The following is a 17,428-nucleotide window of genomic DNA, read 5'->3' as shown; positions in this document are numbered from 1 at the left end:
GGTCGCCTCGGGCGTCAACGGTGGCGTCATCGCCCTCGACGGCAAGGGCGAGACCAACCTGGCCAAGCCGACCGCCGACGGTGTGCGCGAACCGCTCAACCGCCGCGCGACCATCGACATCAACTTCTAAGGCTTTAAGGGAGCTGGTTGGGATCACCCAACCAGCAACCTGCGAAGCATGGAAGTCGTCGTTCCAAAGACATCGAGCCGTCGTCGCCCTCCCGGCGGCGGCGGCTTTGATGCTAAAAAACAACGCTCAAAGGGCCACGTTTTAAAATTTCTGAACTTCGGGCGTTTTCGATTGATCGCGAAAGGTGGTCGCGACAAAAGGGCAACGATGCCCTTTGTCGACAAACTCTTCGGTTGCAACGGCCGTGCCGAAGCGGTTTCTGTTCCGTCATTGTACCGGTGGGCGTGATGGTAGACGTGCGTTCGTCTTCTCGAGTTCTGTCGGCGCGGCGTCGTCGCCGTTATCGATTAAGGGCAGATGACATTCGGCCGAGCGTATCTCTGCGACTGCGTTCAGCGGTGCTTTCCGACCCAGCGGTCATTGCTGCCTTCCCCGCAAAATGGCAAGGCGGTCGATACCGCCTATCCGGCCGCCGGTTCCTGATCGTTTCGGCCCCCTTCGGATCGTTCGGAGTCGCATTAGCCTCGGTGCTCGAGGCGCGCGGCGCGCTCGTCAATCGCATGATCTTTAACGCCGGCGATGCGATGAACTGGCGAAGACCAGGTGGACTGGTGTTCAAGGGGACGGCGAAATCCTGGACCGATCGCCTAGCACGTATTGCCGACAATTTCAGCGACGTTATCGTCTTTGGCGAGGTCGGAGCCTACAACCGTGCGGTACTTGACGCAGCTGAAAGCTTGAGCGCGCGTATTTGGGTCTTGGAAAACGGTTATTTTCGTCCTGATTGGGTGACAGTTGAGCGCGACGGCGTAAACGGTTCTAGTGCGCTGCCAAGATTCCGCGACGGCTATCCTGAACCGGCGCCGAAGCTGCCTCAGCCAGTCGCGGTCGGGAAAATACTACCTTATCACGTCGCCAACATCAGCGCCTATCATACGGTGCAGGTCGCTGGGAAAATGTTCTTTCCCAACTATACAGCGCCGTATGTCTTTTCACCGCTCAAACAGTGCCTGGGCCATATCCGACGCTATGTCAGTCTTGCGTTCCGCCGGCCTGAGAACTGCGATGCCGACATCATCAGGGCCAAGGGCAAGTTTTTCATCGCCTGCCTGCAACGGGAGGGCGATGCGCAACTGCTGCGTTATTCTCGATATACCGACAATCGCGCTTTCCTGACCGCCATCATCGCCAGCTTTGCTGCGAATGCATCGCCGAAGACGCGGTTGGCGGTCAAGAACCATCCCCTAGACCCCGGTTTGGTCAATCTGCGCGCAGTCACAATGCGGCTTGCCCGAGAATATGGCCTAGAGGGTCGTGTGGATTTCATCGACGGCGGCAATCTAGCCTCGCTTTGCCGCGCATCGATGGGCATGGTCGTCAACAACTCCAGCGCCGCGTTGTCGGCGCTGGGCTTCCACACGCCGGTCAAGGTTCTGGGCGACGCCTTCTTTGACTTCGAGGGGCTGACTGACCAGAAACCGCTGGATGCTTTCTGGTGCGCACCCGATGCGCCGGACAGCGACCTGTTCATACGTTTCCGCGCGCATGTGATCGCCCAGAGCCAAGTGAACGGCAATTATCATGAGCCGCACGCCATCGTGCCAACGGCGAATGGCATCGCGGACATTTTTGAGCGGGCGTCAGCCTAGCCCAGCCCCCAAGGTGTGGCGCCCAGACCACCCTCTGTCTCTGTCATATTGTTGTTACATAACTGTCGCCCAAGATTTCAACATCGGCCCTAGAGGGGGGGCTGGATTGCGACAGGCGATGGACGTCTGCCGCCAAAAAGGCCGTCGGCGCCGTCCATCTGGGGATAGATGTAATGATTACTCGTAAAAGCCTTATCTGGGCGACCACCGCCCTTGCCGGCTCGCTGGCCTTCGCCGGCGCCGCCTCCGCTCAGTCGACCGGTACGGAAGCGACCGAACTGGACCAGGTCGTTGTCACCGGCCAGCGTGGACCGCGCTCGATCGACGGCGCGATCGTCGCCGAGACGGTCGCGAAGTCGCGGGCATCGATCACCGAAGAGTACATCTCGACCCAGGCGCCGGGACAGACGATTCTCAACTCGATCAATCTGTTGCCGGGCGTGAACTTCACCAACAATGACGCCTTCGGCTCTTCGGGCGGCGATCTCACGATCCGCGGCTTCGACTCGGCGCGTATCTCGCTGACTCAAGACGGCGTTCCGCTAAACGACACCGGCAACTACGCCATCTATTCCAACCAGCAGCTGGATCCGGAACTGATCAGCCGGGCGACTGTCAACCTCGGTACCACCGATGTCGATAGCCCGACGGCTTCTGCCACAGGCGGCACGGTCAACTATTCCACGCGTCGTCCCGAGCAGGAGTTCGGCGTCATTCTGCAGCCGTCGATTGGCGAAACCGGCTACCGCCGCTTTTTCGGCTTGGTCGACACGGGCGCATTCGGCCCTTGGGGCACGACTGCCTGGTTCTCGGCTTCGAAGACCGCGTATGACCACTTCATTGGTGCCGGCGGTGTCGACAAGACCCAATACAACGCGCGTATCTATCAGCCGCTCGGCGACAACGGCGACTTCCTCTCGCTGACCGCCAACTACAACGAAAACCGCAACAGCTTCATCGCCCGCAAAACGCTGGCTCAGTTCAACGCCGGGACGGCCTATGAGTCGGGCAATACGCTTCCGTCTGCTCTGACGAACATCAACCCCTCGAACACGGGCAACATCCGCGGGGCTTCGCGCTTTACTCTGCGCGACAATCTGGTTCTGACCATCGACCCGTCCTTCCAGTACGTGCTGGCGCACGGCGGCGGCACTCAAACCATGAGCGAAACCGACCCGCAGCTGATCGGCAACTCCACGGCAGCCGGCGTCGATCTGAATCGCGACGGCGTTATCAATGGCGCCACGCGGGTCACCCTGTTCCGCCCCAACATCACCAACACGCACCGTTACGCTCTAACCAGCTCGCTGATCTGGGACATTAACGATGACAACCGTCTGCGCCTCGCCTACACCTACGACAATGGTCGTCACCGTCAGACGGGCCAGTTCGGCTACATCGACGCTAACGGCAAGCCGGAAGATCCCTTCGCCGGCCGTAACGGCACGCCGGTCAATCTGCCGGACGGCACTATTTTGCGCCGCCGCGACCGCCTGTCCTACGCCAAGCTGAATCAGATCGCTGCTGAATACCGCGGCAACTTCTTCAACGACGCGATCAGCCTAGACCTCGGCGTTCGTGCGCCGTACTTCGATCGCGAGCTGAACAACTACTGCTATCAGCGCGACACTTTTAACGCCTACTGCACCACCGAGGCGGGCACGCCGGTCGCCGGTACGGACCTCGTCACGTTCCCGGCCTCTTCGATGAACAGCAGCGCAGCGAACCGCTACGGCAAGCCGCGTTCGTTCGAGAAGAAGTATGACGCGGTTCTGCCGAACGGTGGCGTGACTTGGCGCTTCGCCGACCACAACTCGGTCTATGCCAGCTACGCCGAAGGTTTCTCCGCGCCGCGCACCGACGACCTCTATGACGTGGTCGATGTGAACCCGGAACCGGAACGCACCAAGTCCTACGACCTCGGTTATCGGTATCAAGCCGCCGGCTTGATCGGCTCGATCGCTGCTTGGAAGACGGATTACTCCAACCGCATCGTCCGCACCTTCGACGAAGCCGCCGGCCTGTTTCTGACCCGCAACGTGGGTGACGTGACGCTTCAAGGCTTCGATGGCCAACTGGGCTGGTCGCCGTTCGACAAGTTCAACATCACCGGCTCCGTGACCTATACGGACAGCGAAGTGAAGAACGACCTGCCTAACGGCGTGGTGAACGGCGTTCCCGTCTTCATCCAGACCGCTGGCAACCGTCTGGTGGAAACGCCGGAGTGGCAATACGGCATGCGGGTCGCCTACTCGGTCGGTCCGTTCGACCTGGGCCTGCAAGGCAAATACGTTGGTGAGCGGTTCTCCAACGACATCAACACCGAAGTGGCGCCCGACTACACGACGTTTGATCTCGACGTTCGTTACAACCTGGCCAGCCTCGGCAATGGCGGTTCTTACATCCAGTTCAACGTCATCAATCTGTTCGACGAAGAATACCTCGCGGATATCTCGACCTCGACCACCGGTTCGGCCAGCTATCAGCTGGGCGCCCCCCGCACGGCGATGGTCACCCTGCGCGCTTCCTTCTAAGCGTACGTTCGACTGAAACGACGAAGGGCGGTCCGTTCGCGGGCCGCCCTTTTTCGTGGCTGACGTTGAAGTCGGGGGCGCTTGGGGCCATATGGCGCGGCTCCCAGTTCGGCCCTTCTTGAGGATGCCCGCATGACCGATCCGACTGCTGCCGCTATCCCCGCAGAATGGGCGCCGCACCGCGCCATGTGGGTGGGTTGGCCCAGCCATGCGGAATATTGGTTCGAGGCGCTGGATCAGGCGCAGGACGAGGTCGAGGGTCTGGTGCGGGCTCTGGCTGGCCCGGGCCGCGAGCAGGTCAAGCTGATGGTCGGCAAGGCCGAGGCTCTGGCCGACGCCCAGGCGCGCTTTACGGGCGTGGCGAATGTCGAGATCGTGGCCGGCCAGTTTGGCGACGTCTGGCTGCGCGACACCGGGCCGATCTTCGGCGCGGGATCCAAAACGGCCGCGGCCTTCAAGTTCAACGGCTGGGGCGGGAAATATGACATGCCGGGCGACGATCTGGTCGCCGGACAGATCGGCCGACATGCGGGCGTGGACCTGACCTGGAACGACTTTGTCATGGAGGGCGGGTCGCTGGATCACGACGGGGAGGGGACCGTCCTGACCACGCGCCAGTGCCTGCTGAACCCGAACCGCAATCCCGCCTGGAACCAGGATGAGGCCGTCGCGGCGGCGGCGCTGGAGAAGGCGGTCGGCGCCAAGGTGGTGGTCTGGCTGGGTGACGGTTTGCTGAACGATCACACCGACGGGCACGTCGATAATCTGGCGCGGTTCGTCGCGTCGGGCGTGGTGGCCTGCCCGGTCGCCTGGGGCACGAACGACGTCAACGCCGACGTCTATGACGCGACGGCGCGCGATCTGGCCGCCGTGACCGATGCGGCGGGCCGTCGGCTGAAGGTCGTGCGCATCCCGTCGCCGGGTCTGGTGCTGGACGAGGACGAACGCCCGATCCCGGCCAGTCACATGAACTTCCTGATCGCCAACGGCGCGGTGATCGTGCCCACCTATGGCGATGTGCGCGCCGCCGACATGGCCTGCCAGGCGTTGAAGGATGCCTTCCCCGATCGCGAGATCATCCCGCTGCCGTCCAACGCCGTCCTGACCGGCGGCGGCTCGTTCCACTGCATCTCCCAGCAGGAGCCCGCATGACCCGCAACATCACCGTCGCCGGCATCCAGACCTCGTACGGCGAGGACATGCAGGCGAATATCGACAAGACCATCGCCTTCGTGCGCGAGGCGGCGGGGCGGGGCGCGCAAGTGATCCTGCCGTCGGAGCTGTTCCAGGGGCCGTATTTCTGTGTCTCGCAGGAAGAGCACTGGTTCACCCAGGCCTATGAGTGGCGCGAACACCCGTGCGTCACGGCCATGGCGCCGGTGGCCAAGGAGCTGGGCGTGGCGATTCCGGTCTCGATCTTCGAAAAGGACGGGCCTCAGTATTACAATTCGCTGGTCATGCTGGACGCGGACGGCGAGGCGCTGGGCGTCTATCGCAAGAGCCATATCCCCGACGGCCCCGGCTATCAGGAGAAATACTATTTCCGGCCGGGCGATACGGGTTTCAAGGTCTGGAAGACTCGCTTCGGCAAGGTCGGGGTCGGCATCTGCTGGGACCAGTGGTTCCCGGAAGCGGCGCGGGCGATGATGCTGATGGGCGCCGATGTCCTGATGTACCCGACCGCCATCGGCACCGAGCCGCATGATGCGACCCTGCACACGGCCGAGCCGTGGCGCCGCGCCATGCAGGGCCATGCGGTGTCGAACGCCGTGCCGGTCGTCGGCGCCAACCGGATCGGTCATGAGCGCGTAACCGAGGTCGGCCAGACCTTCTACGGCCATTCCTTCATCGCCGACCAGCAGGGCGAACTGGTCGAGCAACTGGGCGCCGAGGAGGAGGGGGTGTTGGTGCACCGCTTCGACCTGGACGAACTGGACAAATACCGCGCGGCCTGGGGCTTCTTCCGCGATCGCCGGACGGACCTGTACGGGGCGCTGACGGGTAGGGGCTGATCTACCCCCGCATCGCCTCGACCGCCGCGACCAGTCGGTCGAGGTCTGCCGGCGACGAAAGCCGGTGATCGCCGCCCTCGATTAGGTCCAGGCGCACGTCGCCGCCCGTCAGCCGTTCGACCAGCTCGACCTGATGTCGCCAGGGCACGACGTCGTCGGCGCGGCCTTGCAGGATATGAACCGGGGCGGCGATGTCGATCACGCCGTCCAGCAGCAGCCAGTGACGCGCCTCCTCGAACATGCGCCGCGTCAGGGCATATTCGCCCAGACCCTCCTCGACGATCAGGGTTTCGCCCTCGCGCAGGATGGCCTGGCGCTCGTGGTCCGCCAGGCCGGGCCACATCAGCCGATCGGTGAAGTCCTGGGCCGGATTGACCAGGACCAGGCCCTGGATCCGGTCCGGCCGCGCCAGGGTCGCCAGCAGCGAGACCCAGCCGCCCATCGAGGAGCCGACCGGGATGACCGGGCCGGACAGGCTGTCGATCAGGGCGACGGCGTCCTCGCGCCAGCGGCCGATGGTGGCCTGTCTCCAGTCGCCGGAGGACTGGCCATGGGCGAAATGGTCGTAGCGGACGAAGTTCCAGCCGCGTTCGCGCGCGGCGACGTCCAGGGCCAGGGCCTTTGTCCCCTCCATGTCCGAACGGAAGCCGCCGACCCAGATCACAGTCGGGCCGTCGCCGTCGACGCGTTTGAAGGCCAGGGCTTCGCCGTCGGGGCGGGACTGGTGCTGGATGTCGCTCATGCGGATGTTCTGCCCGGACTTTCCGCCGTCGTCACCCTTGACCGCGACGCGCGATGGCGGAACACAGACCCATGTCCGCACCCCAGGTCCTGTTCGTCACCTCCAACCGCATCGGCGACTGCGTCATCTCGTCGGGCGTGATCCGCGAGATCGCGCGTCAGGTCCCGGGGGCCGAGATCACCGTCGCCTGCGGCCGGCCGCCCGCGCCCTTCTTCCGCAATGCGCCCGGCGTGGTGCGCACCATCGTGCTGGACAAGAAGAAGCTGTCTGGCCACTGGCTCGATCTGTGGAAACAGGTCGTCGGCACGCGCTGGGATCTGGTGATCGACATCCGGGGTTCGGCGCTCAGCTATCTGATTCCGGCGAAGCGGCGCATCGTCTATAATCGCTCCTGGGAGACGGGCCTGCGCAAGGTCGAGATGGTGTCGCGGCTGATGGGTTCGCCGACGCCGCTGGATCCCGAAATCTTCCTGGACGATCAGGCGCGGGCCGAGGCCGCCGCCGTGATCGATCGGCAGCTGGCGGGCGGCGCGGGTCCCGGCCCGATAATCGCCCTGGCCCCCATCGCGCATCAGCCGGGCAAGAGCTGGCCCGCCGATCGCTGGGGCGCGCTGGTCGAGAAGCTGAAAGCCGAGCCGCGCTTCAACGGCTGGCGCTTCATGCCGGTGGGCGGACCGGGTGACCGGCCCCCGGCGACCCCGGCTTTGGAGGCGGCGGGGCCGCGGGGCATCGATTTCGTCGGCAAGGGCGACATCCTGGCCTCGGCCGCCGCCATCGATCGGGCCGATCTGTTCGTCGGCAACGATTCGGGTCTGATGCACGTGTCGGCGGCGCTGGGCCGGCCGACCCTGGGTCTGTTCGGTCCGACCGAGTGGTGGCTGTACGGTCCTTGGGGACCCAAGACGCGCACGGCGGCGTCCAACGAGACGCGCGGCCAGTTCGCGCCGATCGAGGACCTGACGGTGGATCACGTCTTCGACGCGGCGCTGGCGCTGCATGACGCCTACATCGTCGAAACGCCTGCGAACCCTTGAAAAATCGGGGCTCGCGGCGCATATTGCCGGCCTTGAGGGGAACGTGGCGATCGCCGCGTGCATTCGCTCATCACGACACATGCCTTTTCTGACCACATAAGGAAACGACGCCCATTCGCCGTCCCATGCAAGCGCCACCCGTGAAAGACGGGCCGCGTATGAACCAGGATATCCGCGCCCCTCGCGTTCTGCTCATCGATCAGAACGGCGAAAAACAGGGCGTCATGCCCACCTCCGCTGCTCTGGAAGCCGCCGAGGAAGCCGGGATGGACCTGGTCGAGATCGTCTCCACCTCCGAGCCGCCGGTGGCCAAGATCCTCGATTACGGCAAGCACCGTTTCCAGGAACAGAAAAAGAAGGCCGAGCAGCGCAAGCGCCAGAAGGTCGTCGAGCTGAAGGAGATCAAGCTCCGTCCGAATATCGACACCCACGATTATGAGGTGAAGGCCAAGGCCATGCACCGCTTCTTCGAGGAAGGCGACAAGGTCAAGGTCACCCTGCGCTTCCGCGGTCGCGAAATGGCGCACCCCGAACTGGGCATGAAGCTGCTGAACAAGGTCCAGGCCGACTTCGACGAAGTCGCCAAGGTCGAGTTCTCGCCCAAGATGGAAGGCCGCCAGATGATCATGATCCTGGCCCCGCGCTGATCGCGATCCATCGCTGAATACCAAACGCCCCGGTCCCGAGACCGGGGCGTTTTTCTTTGCTGGAGAAACGGCTAAGCGTGGGAAATGACGAACGCCGATACGGTCGCTGCGCGCACCCCGCCGCCTAAGCTCAAGACACCGGCGCTGGCCGTGTTGTTTGCGACGGTGTTCATCAATCTGGTCGGGTTTGGGCTGGTGGTGCCGTTGCTGCCGTTCTTCGCCCAGAGCCTGAAGGCCGAGGCTTGGCAGATCACGCTGATGTTTTCGGCCTATTCGCTGGGTCAGTTCTTCGCCGAGCCGTTCTGGGGTCGGCTGTCGGACAGGATCGGGCGAAAGCCGGTGCTGTTGATGACCCTGATCGCCAATGCGCTGGGCTATCTGATGCTGGCCTTCGTGCCCAACATCTGGCTGGCGATCGCGGTCAGGCTGTTCACCGGCCTGGGCGCGGGCAATATCTCGACGGTTCAGGGGTATGTGGCCGATGTGACCCCGCCCGAGCAGAGGGCCGGGCGGATGGGTCTGATCGGGGCGGCGTTCGGCCTGGGCTTCATCGTCGGACCGGGCTTGGGTGGATTGCTGACGCAGCCGCAGTTGGGGCGGCTGGGCTATCAGCTGCCGATCTTCCTAGCGGCGGCGTTGGCGGCGGTCGCGGCGGTCGGCGTCGTCGTCTTCCTGCGCGAGAGCCGGGCCAAGGCCGATCCCGCCGCCCCGCGACCGGCCTTCCTGGCGGGGCTGAAGGATGCGCGCGACAATGCCGTGGTGTCGCGCGTGCTGGTCGTGACCTTGATCTATATGGCCGGGTTTTCGGCGATGGAGAGCGTGTTCGGCCTGTGGTCCGAGAGCCGCTATCAATGGGGCGCGCGCGAAGTGGGGCTCAGCTTCATGATCGTGGGCATCGTCTCAACGCTGAACCAGGGGTTCTTCGCCGGGCGGCTGGCGCGACGCTTCGGCGAATCTCGCGTGCTGGCCACCGGCATGCTGCTGTTTGGAACCTCGCTGGTGTTGCAGGTGCTGGCGCCGGTCGCGTGGTTTCCCGCGACGCGGCTCGAGCTGGGCGGTCTGACGATCCCAGTTGTCCAAGGCTGGATCATTCCGATCGTGATGGCGATCGGCGCGTGCGGCATGTCGCTGGCCATGCCCAACATCTCGGCCATGATCAGCCGCGCCTCGCCGCCTGATCGGCAGGGGGCCATGCTGGGTCTGAACATGGCTTCAAGCTCGGTGGCGCGCATCTTCGGGCCGATGATCGCGGGCGCGCTGTTCTCGGGGCTGGGGCATGACTGGCCCTTCGTGATCGGGGCGCTGCTGACCACCCCGGCGGCCCTGATGGCGATCAACGCCGGACGCGTCATTCGCAGCGGCGAGGGCGGCGTCAAAGCCATGGCCTGACTCGTCTTGCAATGGCGGCGCTCTTCACGTAGAAGCCGCGCCTTCGCGTACCGAACCGCCAGGCGAACAGGCATGCCTGGGCGGTTCTTAAACTCTGGAGAGATACCTCCCATGGGCTCAAGCAGTCCAAAGGACGGTAGCCCTCCAAAAAGGAGACTGAAATGCCGAAACTGAAGACGAAGTCGGGCGCCAAGAAGCGCTTCAAATTCACGGCCACTGGCAAGGTTAAGGCCGGCGTTGCGGGCAAGCGTCACCGCTTGATCAGCCACAACTCGAAATACATCCGCCAGAACCGCGGCACCTCGGTCATGGCCGACGCCGACGCCAAGAAGATCAAATCCTACATGCCGTACGCCTGATCGGCGCGCGCTGTACGACTGATCTCCATCCCAAAGAATTTGAAGGAATAGCGACATGGCTCGCGTTAAACGTGGCGTAACCTCGCACGCCAAGCACAAGAAGGTTCTGGAGCAGGCCAAGGGCTTCTCCGGCCGCCGCAAGAATACCATCCGTACGGCCAAGGCCGCCGTCGATCGCGCCGGGCAATACGCCTATCGCGACCGTCGCGCCAAGAAGCGCAACTTCCGCGCACTGTGGATCCAGCGCATCAACGCCGCCGCCCGTCTGGAAGGCTTCACCTACAGCCAGTTCATCAACGGCCTGAACAAGGCCGGCATCGAACTGGACCGCAAGGTTCTGGCCGCGATCGCCGCTGACGCAACCGGCTTCAAGGCTGTCGCCGACAAGGTCCGCGCCGCCCTGGCGTAAGAGCTGTGCTCAAGCCGCGAGCGACCGCGTCGCGAGTGTAGCGCAACAAGAACGACGCCCGCTCCGGTTTCCGGGGCGGGCGTTGTTCGTTTCAGGCCGCCTTGGGGACATGCGATGCTTGGCTCTGCGCCAGCACCATGCGGATGGCGTTCAGAAGGGCGTCGGGCTGGATGGGCTTTTGCGCCACCCCGTTCATGCCTGCGGCGATATAGTCCAGCTCGTCGCGCTCATCGGCGTTCGCCGTCAGCGCCAGGATCGGAAGGGCGCCGGCCGGGCCGGGCAGGGCGCGGATGGCCCGCGTCGCGGCGACGCCGTCCATCACCGGCATCTTGATGTCCATCAAGGCCAGGTCGAACGGACGCTCGCTGACGGCATCCACCGCCTCGCGCCCATTCTCGGCCATCTCGCAGGTGCAGCCGAACATCTCCAGCAGTTTGCCGGCGACGAAGCGGTTGGTGGCGTTGTCGTCCACCACCAGCACATGCAGGGTGTCGTGCGGGGTCGGCTCAGCCATGGCCGGAGCGGGCGCCGTGTTCTCGGTCGCGACGCGCAGCGGCAGGCGCACCTGAAAGCGCGCGCCGCCCTGGGGCGAGGCGCCCAGCGAGATCGCGCCGCCCATCCGTTCGGCGATCTGACGACAGATGGCCAGACCGAGGCCCGCGCCCGCCCCCTCGCGCCCGGCCTTTCCGGTGTTGAACGGGTCGAAGATGGTCGCGGCCGCCGCCTCGGGCACGCCGGGGCCGCTGTCGTCCACGGTGAAGATCACCTCGCCGTCGGCGTGGCTTTCGATCAGGGCGACGACCTCGCCCGTCAGGGTGAACTTCAGCGCATTGCCGATCAGATTGTTGAGCAACTGCTTCAACCGCATCCCGTCGGCCTGAACGCAAGGAACGGCCAGGTCGGTGCGGATGGTCAGGGCCAGGGCCTTTTCCTCGGCCCGCGCGCGCCACAGGGCGTCGATGTCGAAGGCGACGGCCGACAGGTCCAGCGGCTCCTCCTCCAGCGTCAGCATGCCGGCCGAGGCGCGTGACATGTCCAGCGCGTCGGTCAGCAGCCGCAGCAGGCTCTGGCCCGAATCGATCACGGTGCGGACGTAGGGACGCAGCTCTTCCTGCTCCAGCTTCTTGTCCATCAGGGCCGCGACGCCCAGCACCCCGTTCAGGGGTGTGCGGATCTCGTGGCTCATCACCGCCAGGAACTCGGACTTGGCCCGGCTGGAGGCGACGGCCTCGGCCTCGGCCAGCGCCAGGTCGCGGGCCAGGGCGCTCATTTCCTCGGCCCGCTGGCGGTGCAGGGCCGCGCCGGCCTGCACCACCTGCAGCGCCGTGCCGACGCCGACGTAGCGGCCGTCCGCCACCACGATGAAGCCCGTCAGCAAGGCGCCCAGTTCCGCCGCGCCATAGGCGTGGAAGAAGGCCTCGGCGCTGGTCGCCGCCTCCGCCACCGGCGCATTGCGGTCCATCAGGCTTTCGGCGGGCTTTCGGGCATACAGGGCGCGTCCGAACTCGGCCGCCATCCTCAGGGTGAAGGCGTTGCGTTCGATGATGCCGAGGGGGCGGCCATCGTCATCGACGACAGCCAGGGCCAGCGTGTTCGGCTCGGTCTGGAACCGTTCGAACACATCGGCGCCCGGCGTGGACGGGGCCACAGGCGCGATCAAGTCGACGAAATCACCGATCAGCGGCATCAAGGTCCTCGCAAGTCCGGAGGCCTGATTAGACGGTGATATTTAACGCCAGCTTTGCCGTTCATGAACCTTTCGCGGCGGGTTTTCGACAGTCGATCCGTGGGCGGATGGAAAGTCCGTATTGCGCGCGATATTCCCTCGCGCACGCGACTTCGATAGCCTCGCCGCATGATGCGCACCCTGATCTGCGGCCTGGCTGCCGCCCTCGCCCTGATCACTCCCGCCGCCGCGCAGGATCGACGCGTCGCCGTGACCTTCGACGACCTGCCGTTCCAGACGGATACGGCGACCCTGTGCGATCCGGCGCGCCTGATGACGATCACCCAGGATTTCGTCGCCATGCTGGAGCCGCTGGACACGCACGGCGTGGCCTTCGTCAATGCGGGCAAAGTGTGCGAGGTCGAGCGCGCCACGATCCTGCCGCGCGTGCTGAACGTCTGGCTGGACGCTGGTCTGGACCTGGGCGACCACACCAACACCCATCTGAACATCCACTCGACGACGGTTGAGGCCTATCTGGCCGACGTGGACGCCGGGGCGCCGATCGTTCGGCAGGTGCTTGAGGCTCGCGGACGGTCCCTGCGCTGGTTCCGCCACCCCTATCTGTTTACCGGCGAGACGCAGGATAAGCACGACGCCATCGCCGCCGGCCTGGCCCAGCGCGGCTATACGATCGCGCCTGTGACCCTCGACAACAACGACTGGATGTTCGCCGACGTCTATCGCAAGGCCGAGCAGATCGGCGATCAGGCGCTGATGCAGCGCATCGGTCAGGCCTATGTGGCGCATATGGCGACGGTGCTGGACTTCTTCGAACCCTACAGCGCCGAGGTGGCGGGCGGGCGTGAACCGGCGCAGGTGCTGCTGCTGCACGCCAGCACCCTGAACCAGGCCTGGTATCCGCAGATCCACGCCCTGTATCTGGCGCGCGGTTATCGCTTCGTGCCGCTGGAAGAGGCGCTGGCCGATCCGATCTATCAGCACCCTGACACCTATGTCCGCGCCAACGGAATCTCGTGGCTGCATCGCTGGATGCAGACCGACGGCCGGCCCATCCGCTGGGAGCCGGAACCGCCTGCCTGGATCGTTGCGGCCAACAAGGCGTCGGCGTCGGAACTTCAGGCCATCGCATCGGCCCCTTGAAGGGTGACGAAACGGCTTCCACCCGTCAGGGCCTGATCGGCTGAGGGGAAATCGCTTCGCGATTTCGCTGATGCCGTGAATCAGGCCCTTATTTTCACCGTGAGCATGATTCACGCTCCTGTCGGAACCGCGAGGCGGTTCCGTCCGAACCGATCATGCTCTAAGGCACGGGGCAAATGACCGATCTCGCCACACTCGAACTCGACCTGATCAACGCCATCGGCGGCGCGGAAACCGTCGCCGCCCTGGAAGAGGTGCGCGTCGCCGCCCTGGGCAAGTCCGGCTCCGTCTCCGGCCTGCTGAAGGGCATGGGGGCGATGAGCCCCGACGAACGCCGCGAACAGGGGCCGATGATCAACGGCCTGCGCGACCGCGTCGCCGCCGCCATCGCCGCGAAGAAGACCGCGCTGGAAGCCGCCGAGTTGGACGCCCGCCTGCTGTCGGAACGCATCGACCTGACCCTGCCGGCGCGTCCGCGCAGGAAGGGCGGGGTCCATCCGACCATGCAGGTGATGGACGAGATGATCGCCCTGTTCGCCGAAATGGGTTTCGCCGTGGCCGAAGGTCCGGACATCGAGGACGACTTCCACAACTTCACCGCCCTGAACTTCCCGCCAAAACACCCGGCGCGGGAAATGCATGACACCTTCTTCCTGAAGCCGGACCCCGAGACGGGCGAGCGGAAGGTCCTGCGCACCCACACCAGCCCGGTGCAAGTCCGCACCATGATGAGCCAGAAGCCGCCGATCCGCATCGTCGCGCCGGGCCGCACCTTCCGCAAGGATTCGGACGCCACCCACACGCCGATGTTCCACCAGATCGAAGGCCTGGTGATCGACCGCGACATCCACATGGGTCACCTGAAGACCACGCTCCAGACCTTCATCGCCCGCTTCTTCGAGCTGGACGCGGTCCAGGCGCGGTTCCGGCCGCACCATTTCCCCTTCACCGAGCCCTCGGCCGAGATGGACATCCGCTGCGACCGTTCGGGCGGGAAACTGGTGTTCAACACCGGCGACGACTGGCTGGAAATCCTGGGCTGCGGGATGGTGCATCCTAATGTGCTCAGGAACTGCGGCATCGACCCGGACGAATATCAGGGCTTCGCCTTCGGCATGGGCGTGGATCGGCTGGCCATGCTGAAATACGGCGTGCCCGACCTGCGCCCCATGTTCGACGCCGACACCCGCTGGCTGTCCCACTACGGCTTCTCGGCCTTCTCCGCCCCCAACCCGGCCTCGGGCCTGAGCTGAACGAGTTTCAAGATGACCGATCAAACTGAAACGCCGATGTCGGCCGAAGAAAAATTCGGCCGCGAACTGGTGGCCCGCACAACCTTCGAAAAGGAAGCCGTTTGGCTGCCGTCGTTGGCCGTTCATCACATGAACGCCGGCAAGACGTTCATCGAGGACAAGACCTTCACGAACTGTCTGATCGAGGGGCCAGCCGTCATGGCGGTCATGAACGGCACGACGTTCGACAGCTGCAACATGGGCGTGGCGTCCAATCCGCGCACGCTGCTGCTTCAGCCGATGGGCGATATGATCGCGGGCGTCGTGGGCATGTCCAACTGCCGCTTTGTCCGCTGCCGCTTCGTTCAGGTGGGCTTCACCGGCGCCCCGGATCTGCTTGAGCAGATCGAGGCCGACCTCCTCAGCGCACGGGAGAACCAAGCATGAGCCGGCTTCCGATCAACCGTCCCGTCAATCTTGCGCGCGACCTGACCCAGACCACGTTCGAGAACGTCGATCTGAACCTGCACGATCTTTATCAGCACTGCCGTGACAAGGGTGCGGTCGTGGGGCGCACCTTCACCGGTTGCCGGCTGGATGGCCCGGCGATCGTTCTGGTCGGACCCGGCACGACGTTCGATGAGACGAACTTCGGCGACTCGCGCGGGGGCATGAAGAACCTTCTGCTTCAGCCGATGGGGGACAAGGCGCTGGGCACCATCCCGATGCATGACTGCACCTTCGTGGGCTGCGAGTTCTACAATGTCGGCTTCACCGGAGCTGCCGAGATTCTAGAGCAACTGGCGGCCGTTCCGACGGTGGCGGGGCCGACGGCATGAAGTTCACCCTGTCCTGGCTGAAGGACCACCTCGAAACCGAGGCGGATGTTCATCAGATCGCCGAGGCCATGACCATGGCCGGGCTGGAGGTCGAGGAGGTGCTCGATCCCGCCGCCAAACTGGCGCCCTTCACCGTGGCCAAGATCGTTTCGGCCGAGCGGCATCCCAACGCCGACCGGTTGCAGGTCTGCCAGGTCGAGACGGTCGACGGGCTGAAGGAGATCGTCTGTGGCGCGCCGAACGCGCGGGCGGGCCTGACCACCATCTACGCCCCCATCGGCGCCTATGTGCCGGGCTTGGGCGTGACCCTGGTCGAGAAGCCGGTGCGCGGCGTGGTGTCGAACGGCATGCTGTGCTCGGCCTCCGAGCTCGAGCTGTCGGACGAGAGCGATGGCATTCAGGAACTGCCGCCGGAAATCCCCGTCGGCACGCCGGTGGCCGGCCTGTTCGGCGCCGAGCCGGTCATCGATTTCGAGGCCACGCCGAACCGGCCTGACTGGCTGGGCGTCGCCGGCATCGCGCGCGACCTGGCCGCCGCCAGCGTCGGCAAGCTGAAGCATTTCGACATCGCCGTAGTGCGCGGGGCCTTCCCGTCGCCGATCAGCGTGCGGCTGGAGGCGCTCGAGATGTGCCCGGTCTTCGCCGGTCGCGTCATTCGCGGCGTCAAGAACGGCCCGTCGCCGGCCTGGCTGCAGAAGCGACTGACCGCCATCGGCCTGCGCTCGATCAACCGTCTGGTCGATGTAACCAATCTGATCGCCTATGACCGCGCTCGCCCGCTGCACGTCTATGACGTCGCCAAGCTGTCGGGGACCGAGATCGTGGTGCGTGCAGGCCAAGTGTCGGCCGCGACCGGCGAGCACGAACATCTGATCGCCCTGGACGGCAAGACCTACGCCGCATCCGCAGCCGACTGCGTCATCGCCGACGCCGGGGGCGAGCGCCCCATCGGCCTGGGCGGCGTCATGGGCGGCGAGAGCACCGGCTGCGACGAGACCACCACCGACGTCTTCCTGGAAAGCGCCTGGTTCGACCCGCTTGTGATCGCCCAGACCGGCCGTGCGCTGGGCATCCATTCCGACGCCCAGTACCGGTTCGCGCGCGGCGTCGATCCGGTCTCGGTCACGCCGGGTCTCGAACTGGCCACGCGCCTGATCCTGGACCTGTGCGGCGGCGAGCCGTCGGAAATCGTCTTCGTCGGCGAACCGCCTGCCAGCCCGGCGCCCTTCGCCTTTGACCCCGCCTATGTGAAGCGTCTCAGCGGCATGGACCTAGCCGACGACCGGATCGGGACCATCCTGGGCCAGCTCGGTTTCCTGGTTCAGGCCGCGCCCGCCGGTCAGGCCGAGCCCTGGCTCGTCACTCCGCCCTCGTGGCGCCGCGATGTCGAAGGCCCGGCCGATCTGGTGGAAGAGGTTGCGCGCATCGAGGGCTTCGACAGCCTGCCCGACACGCCCCTGCCCGAGGCCACCCGTCCCGCCGGCGGGGTGCTGAGCCCCCGCCAGGCCCGCGTCCGCACCGCGCGCCGGGCCCTGGCCGCCCTGGGATACGCGGAGGCCGTCACCTGGTCCTTCACCAAGCAATCGACGGCGGCCCTGTTCGGCGGCGGCGACGACCGGCTG

Annotated in this window: 17 protein-coding genes and 1 pseudogene; 16 read left to right on the top strand and 2 right to left on the bottom strand. The window is 65.1% G+C overall.

The window, feature by feature from the left end; genetic code table 11:
* The 6 genes and pseudogenes from B3T77_RS03635 to aguB form a co-directional block, all read left to right on the top strand.
* A pseudogene (locus B3T77_RS03635) lies at positions 1 to 130 on the top strand (cell envelope biogenesis protein OmpA); the annotation flags it as partial.
* Between the two features lie 48 nt (positions 131 to 178).
* A complete protein-coding gene (locus tag B3T77_RS03630) occupies positions 179 to 418 on the top strand; it encodes a hypothetical protein (protein ID WP_292077311.1) in 240 nt (79 codons plus the stop codon).
* A gap of 110 nt (positions 419 to 528) precedes the next feature.
* Positions 529 to 1,779 carry a capsular biosynthesis protein gene (locus tag B3T77_RS03625; protein ID WP_292077309.1) on the top strand — a complete coding sequence of 417 codons (1,251 nt, stop codon included), beginning with the start codon at positions 529 to 531 and terminating at the stop codon, positions 1,777 to 1,779.
* A 173-nt stretch (positions 1,780 to 1,952) separates the two neighbouring features.
* On the top strand, positions 1,953 to 4,313 hold the full coding sequence (locus B3T77_RS03620) for a TonB-dependent receptor domain-containing protein (RefSeq protein WP_292077307.1): 2,361 nt from the start codon (positions 1,953 to 1,955) through the stop codon (positions 4,311 to 4,313).
* Between the two features lie 132 nt (positions 4,314 to 4,445).
* Positions 4,446 to 5,465 (top strand): agmatine deiminase family protein, encoded by a 1,020-nt coding sequence (locus B3T77_RS03615; protein ID WP_292077305.1) that lies wholly within the window; start codon positions 4,446 to 4,448, stop codon positions 5,463 to 5,465.
* Positions 5,462 to 6,325 (top strand): N-carbamoylputrescine amidase, encoded by an 864-nt coding sequence (aguB, locus tag B3T77_RS03610; RefSeq protein ID WP_091748950.1) that lies wholly within the window; start codon positions 5,462 to 5,464, stop codon positions 6,323 to 6,325. The genes B3T77_RS03615 and aguB overlap by 4 nt, the downstream gene beginning before the upstream one ends.
* A gap of 1 nt (position 6,326) precedes the next feature.
* Here the strand turns inward: aguB and B3T77_RS03605 are convergent, their stop codons facing one another.
* Positions 6,327 to 7,067, bottom strand: a complete 741-nt coding sequence (locus tag B3T77_RS03605) for an alpha/beta fold hydrolase (RefSeq protein WP_292077303.1) — start codon at positions 7,065 to 7,067, stop codon at positions 6,327 to 6,329.
* Positions 7,068 to 7,138: 71 nt separating this feature from the next.
* On the opposite strand from B3T77_RS03605, the gene B3T77_RS03600 reads away from it, so the two are divergent.
* The 5 genes from B3T77_RS03600 (at position 7,139) to rplT (ending at position 10,905) form a co-directional block, all read left to right on the top strand.
* Positions 7,139 to 8,101, top strand: a complete 963-nt coding sequence (locus B3T77_RS03600) for a glycosyltransferase family 9 protein (RefSeq protein WP_292077300.1) — start codon at positions 7,139 to 7,141, stop codon at positions 8,099 to 8,101.
* 125 nt (positions 8,102 to 8,226) lie between these two features.
* The gene (gene infC, locus B3T77_RS03595; RefSeq protein WP_055752751.1) at positions 8,227 to 8,748 is read left to right on the top strand and encodes a translation initiation factor IF-3; all 522 of its coding nucleotides are present in this window, start codon (positions 8,227 to 8,229) and stop codon (positions 8,746 to 8,748) included.
* Between the two features lie 84 nt (positions 8,749 to 8,832).
* Complete coding sequence (locus B3T77_RS03590; RefSeq protein ID WP_292077295.1) at positions 8,833 to 10,137, top strand: MFS transporter; 1,305 nt, start codon at positions 8,833 to 8,835, stop codon at positions 10,135 to 10,137.
* Positions 10,138 to 10,298: 161 nt separating this feature from the next.
* Positions 10,299 to 10,496 (top strand): 50S ribosomal protein L35, encoded by a 198-nt coding sequence (gene rpmI / locus B3T77_RS03585; protein WP_003166435.1) that lies wholly within the window; start codon positions 10,299 to 10,301, stop codon positions 10,494 to 10,496.
* A 55-nt stretch (positions 10,497 to 10,551) separates the two neighbouring features.
* Positions 10,552 to 10,905, top strand: a complete 354-nt coding sequence (rplT, locus tag B3T77_RS03580; RefSeq protein WP_017506327.1) for a 50S ribosomal protein L20 — start codon at positions 10,552 to 10,554, stop codon at positions 10,903 to 10,905.
* A 91-nt stretch (positions 10,906 to 10,996) separates the two neighbouring features.
* On the opposite strand, the gene B3T77_RS03575 is transcribed toward rplT, so the two are convergent.
* Complete coding sequence (locus B3T77_RS03575; RefSeq protein ID WP_292077291.1) at positions 10,997 to 12,592, bottom strand: ATP-binding protein; 1,596 nt, start codon at positions 12,590 to 12,592, stop codon at positions 10,997 to 10,999.
* Positions 12,593 to 12,760: 168 nt separating this feature from the next.
* On the opposite strand from B3T77_RS03575, the gene B3T77_RS03570 reads away from it, so the two are divergent.
* The 5 genes from B3T77_RS03570 to pheT all read left to right on the top strand — a co-directional run.
* Positions 12,761 to 13,735 carry a polysaccharide deacetylase family protein gene (locus B3T77_RS03570; protein ID WP_292077289.1) on the top strand — a complete coding sequence of 325 codons (975 nt, stop codon included), beginning with the start codon at positions 12,761 to 12,763 and terminating at the stop codon, positions 13,733 to 13,735.
* A gap of 176 nt (positions 13,736 to 13,911) precedes the next feature.
* Complete coding sequence (gene pheS, locus B3T77_RS03565) at positions 13,912 to 14,988, top strand: phenylalanine--tRNA ligase subunit alpha (RefSeq protein ID WP_292077287.1); 1,077 nt, start codon at positions 13,912 to 13,914, stop codon at positions 14,986 to 14,988.
* Positions 14,989 to 15,000: 12 nt separating this feature from the next.
* On the top strand, positions 15,001 to 15,414 hold the full coding sequence (locus B3T77_RS03560) for a hypothetical protein (protein WP_066552620.1): 414 nt from the start codon (positions 15,001 to 15,003) through the stop codon (positions 15,412 to 15,414).
* Positions 15,411 to 15,806, top strand: a complete 396-nt coding sequence (locus tag B3T77_RS03555) for a hypothetical protein (protein WP_052689542.1) — start codon at positions 15,411 to 15,413, stop codon at positions 15,804 to 15,806. The genes B3T77_RS03560 and B3T77_RS03555 overlap by 4 nt, the downstream gene beginning before the upstream one ends.
* Positions 15,803 to 17,428, top strand: a 1,626-nt coding sequence (pheT, locus tag B3T77_RS03550) for a phenylalanine--tRNA ligase subunit beta (protein ID WP_292077283.1), incomplete at its 3' end; no start/stop codon positions are given. The genes B3T77_RS03555 and pheT, both read left to right, overlap by 4 nt.

This window comes from Brevundimonas sp. UBA7838, assembly GCF_002500885.1.
Lineage (GTDB): Bacteria > Pseudomonadota > Alphaproteobacteria > Caulobacterales > Caulobacteraceae > Brevundimonas > Brevundimonas vesicularis_C.
Note: the sequence above shows the minus strand (reverse complement) of the source record. Positions and strands in the feature narration are given on the sequence as shown.